We start from the raw sequence: 3,491 nt of genomic DNA on the forward strand, positions 1-3,491 counted from the left end.
TCCGCCCTCCGTGCCTGCTTTCTTCTTGGCCGCACAGCTGTTGGTCGACGTGGGACGTGTCGACGCGGCTCGCGCAATTCTGCGAGCCGGCATCGAACCGGCGCGGTCGCAAAACGACTCTCACGCCGCTGCCGAGATGAGCGAACTGCTCTCGTCGATTGGGATGCTGGGTGAAGAGGACGATCTTTGAGGACCATCTTTGAGATTGTGTGGTCGTCTGAGTCGCTTCCACGGCGAGGGGTTTTCAGGTTTCGCAATCGTTCCGTTGTGACGACAGCATCTCTCCTGATAGGAGGTTTCCGATGTGCGTCGCCGTTTGGGCGTACGCGAGGGTGGCGGCCGACACGATCCGGCACACCGCGACGCGCGAGTTTTGAACTTGCGCTTTTCCTCGGATAGCCAACGGCCTCGTTCAACATAGCCACAGGCGTCGCCTCTGGAGCAGAAAAACACGGCCCCATTTTGGCCAACGGCCAAATTCAATTCGAAATGCATGCGGTGATGTTGGCCGTTGGCCAACCACGCCGGCCCCATCCGGGAAGAACTCTAGACGCAAGCCATCACGTGCTTTTAAAACGTTCCGCGCCGGCGGGGTTCGCAAGACATTGCGGGCGCGGCGTTTCATAACTGCGGTGTGTGATTGGTTCAGTCAAGGCGTTGAACCTGCGTGGGCTATCGTCCGCCGCGGCGGGACGCTTTTCCTCGCCCTTTTTTCACGCCACCGGGGCGAGTGGCAGGCTTCTTTCCAGCGGTTCGTTTGCGAATGATGTTCGGGTTGGATCCGCGTTCGGCTTTGGTTCGGGATGCTTTGGGCGGATCGGCGCCGATGACGGTTCCGGTCGAACTGCCTGTCGAATTACCAGGCGATGCCGTTCGCTTTTTAGCTTGTTTGGATGCCTTTGCGGTTGTCACTTTTCCGCGAGTGGTAGTCGCGCGGTTTTTCGTGGCTTTGCGTGTCCCCTTGTAAGCGGTGCGTCCACCAGTGCCTTTGGCCGCCACGTTTCGACTGGCCCCTCCTGGACGCCGTTTGATGGATTGCTTGGATGTCGCACGGGCGCGCGGCGCGGCTTGTTCGGCCTTTTCAGCGGCATCGATGCTCCGCCGTAGTTTGTCGACTTCGGCCCGAGTGAGTTTGCGGTAAGCTCCACGAGGAACGTCGCCCAACTTCAATGGTCCGATCGCGATGCGTCGCAGTTGTTGAACCTTGTGTCCTAAACGTGCCAAGATGCGACGAATTTCGCGGTTTTTGCCTTCCTTCAGCCGAATTTCCATCTCAGTCGCTTTGGGACGAGCCTTGATGATCTTGGCCCCATCGACCTGGACAAAGCCTTCGGCAATGTACATGCCTTCACGCATCTTCTTCATCGTTTCGCCGCGGACTTCGCCGGCGACGACCACGCGGTAGACCTTTTGAATTCCAAATTTCGGGTGAGCCAATTTTTGGGCGAGGTCACCGTCGTTGGTCAGCAGGATGAGGCCTTCGCTGGACAAATCCAAACGACCGACGGGAAAGACACGTTCGGTGGGCGGAACCAAGTCGATCACGCGAGGCCGGCCGCGTGGGTCACGATTGGTCGTGACGATGCCAACGGGTTTGTTGACAACGTAATACACCAGTTTTTGAGGGCGCAGGTAGTTCCCGTCCACCCGCACCTTTTGAGTTTCAGGATCGACCGTGATCCCCAATTGGGTGATCGTTTCACCGTCCACATCCACCCGTCCCTCACGGATCAGTTCTTCACATTGTCTCCGGCTACCAAAGCCTGCGGAGGCGAGCAATTGATTGATTCGTTTCGCGGAGGACGTCGCCTGGTCTTTGGGAGAAGACTGCGGACGTTTTGACTTCGAGGACTGGCGTGGCATGAAAGGACGAGCGAAGAAAAAGGTAGGGCTGGCAGGACTTGAACCCGCGACCTAGGAATTATGAGTTCCCAGCTCTAACCAACTGAGCTACAGCCCCGAAATGCGAAATTCGCAGAAGCAAATGATAGCTGCCCACCCGGGTTTGTGACAGTGTCGAAGTCTTCCGTCGGACAAGGAACTCGGCGTGGGATCTGGCCGGCGCGAGCGGGAGCGGTCGGCGAGTTTCGCGTCCATGATTCCGACGCACCCGGTTTAGGCTTGTGCGTTTTCAAAGGTCATTTTGTGTGCTCGCAGGTGCGAACAAATTCAACTCAGAGTCTCAATGTGCAACTCGGAGTCAAGCCCGCGGCGAGCAAACCATGCCCACGACGTGGCAGCAACGAACACCAAGGATGACGATGAATATCTCATGGGTTGCAATCATTGCATCGACGAACTCATGCCAGGAATCATCCAAGAGTTCAGTGCCCGACTAAGTGCCGCAGCGGTCGGTGACATCGACTGCATGCCATGACGATTGCGCGTTACCACTCATGATGACGCTCTGCCGCTGGGTCGATACTACATCGAGTGGCCTGTCAAAGCTGAGAGTGAGAGTTGATCGACCAACCGAGACGCGATTGCTTTCTATCCAGCAACAACCGAAGCGATGCTTCGCCTCAGCAACGAGTGCATAAACACCTGTGGAAAATTCCAAACGTTCTAAATGTGGGCTGTGCGGACGCCAGACGATTCTGATCAAAGAAGGTCATGGGCCGTGGATCCCCTTCGATTTGGGCTGCAGCCGAAAGCACAACTGCATGCACCAAAAATCTTCGCCGAGTGCTCTATCGGAGGCCCGTCCACCATCGCGTGTTTGGCAGGCGAAGGAGCCTTGTGTGGCTCCGTTTCAGTCAAGCGCTCGCCCTTCGGTCCCGGCAGAAGCTCCGGTTCGTGTTCCTCTGAAATCGCCGAACCAGACATCCGAAAAATCACCCATTCGGTCGACGCGCTGGCGATGCGTCGCAAACCGAGTCGGAGCAATTGTTGTCCAATTGCATCGGAAAGCGTCCGAACGAATGAGCAACTCGGCGGGCACCGGGGCACAGATACCCGCCGAGTCTAATTCGACGACTCTGGGCAAAGAGTCGCCGAAAGGAGATCTTGATCCCTCAAAGCAAGAATTGAAAGACTAGGTGCGTCTGCTAAAATATCACCTCGTAAAACCCGCCGTCTGGATGCACGCCAGCCGCCCTGGTGGAAATCGCGGAACGAATCGAATCTGCTGCGCAGGGGCAAACTCAGTGCATCAGCATCACATTCGCAATCGCCCAGTTCAGGCTTGCTCGCTCGCAGAAGCGAGTTCGTCGGATCGCAATTGCGGACAGACTCGATGCAGCACATCGGCGAGCAATTCGATGTCGTGGTCGCGATGAGCGGACGTGATCGAGACACGCAATCGCGATTGTCCGGTCGGCACCGTTGGCGGGCGGATGGCGGGGACGAAGAACCCGTTTTCACGCATCGCTTCGCTGCACCGAATCGTTTCCGCTTCGTCACCGATGATCAGTGGGACGATTGGAATCCCAGCCTCCAAACCACCGATTTCACGGTTCATTCGTCGGCGGAACAGGCGTGACATGTGCGCG

General features: G+C 57.2%; 2 protein-coding genes, 1 tRNA gene and 2 pseudogenes. 2 read left to right on the forward strand and 3 right to left on the reverse strand.

The genetic code is table 11. The features are described 5' to 3' along the window. Positions 1 to 190: pseudogene (locus ACF8AM_RS19815) on the forward strand (tetratricopeptide repeat protein); the annotation flags it as partial. Positions 191 to 672: 482 nt separating this feature from the next. Here ACF8AM_RS19815 and ACF8AM_RS19820 read toward each other — a convergent pair. Both ACF8AM_RS19820 and ACF8AM_RS19825 read right to left on the reverse strand, forming a co-directional pair. Next, positions 673 to 1,863 (reverse strand): pseudouridine synthase, encoded by a 1,191-nt coding sequence (locus ACF8AM_RS19820; RefSeq protein ID WP_392557310.1) that lies wholly within the window; start codon positions 1,861 to 1,863, stop codon positions 673 to 675. 23 nt (positions 1,864 to 1,886) lie between these two features. Continuing rightward, positions 1,887 to 1,960 (reverse strand) — tRNA-Ile (locus tag ACF8AM_RS19825). Between the two features lie 273 nt (positions 1,961 to 2,233). Between ACF8AM_RS19825 and ACF8AM_RS19830 the strand changes: the two genes are divergently transcribed. Further along, a complete protein-coding gene (locus ACF8AM_RS19830) occupies positions 2,234 to 2,377 on the forward strand; it encodes a hypothetical protein (protein WP_392557311.1) in 144 nt (47 codons plus the stop codon). An 801-nt stretch (positions 2,378 to 3,178) separates the two neighbouring features. Here ACF8AM_RS19830 and ACF8AM_RS19835 read toward each other — a convergent pair. Next, positions 3,179 to 3,491 (reverse strand): annotated as a pseudogene (locus tag ACF8AM_RS19835) (8-amino-7-oxononanoate synthase); the annotation flags it as partial.

Origin of the sequence: Rhodopirellula sp. JB055 (assembly GCF_043100905.1) — a bacterium.
Classification (GTDB): domain Bacteria; phylum Planctomycetota; class Planctomycetia; order Pirellulales; family Pirellulaceae; genus Rhodopirellula.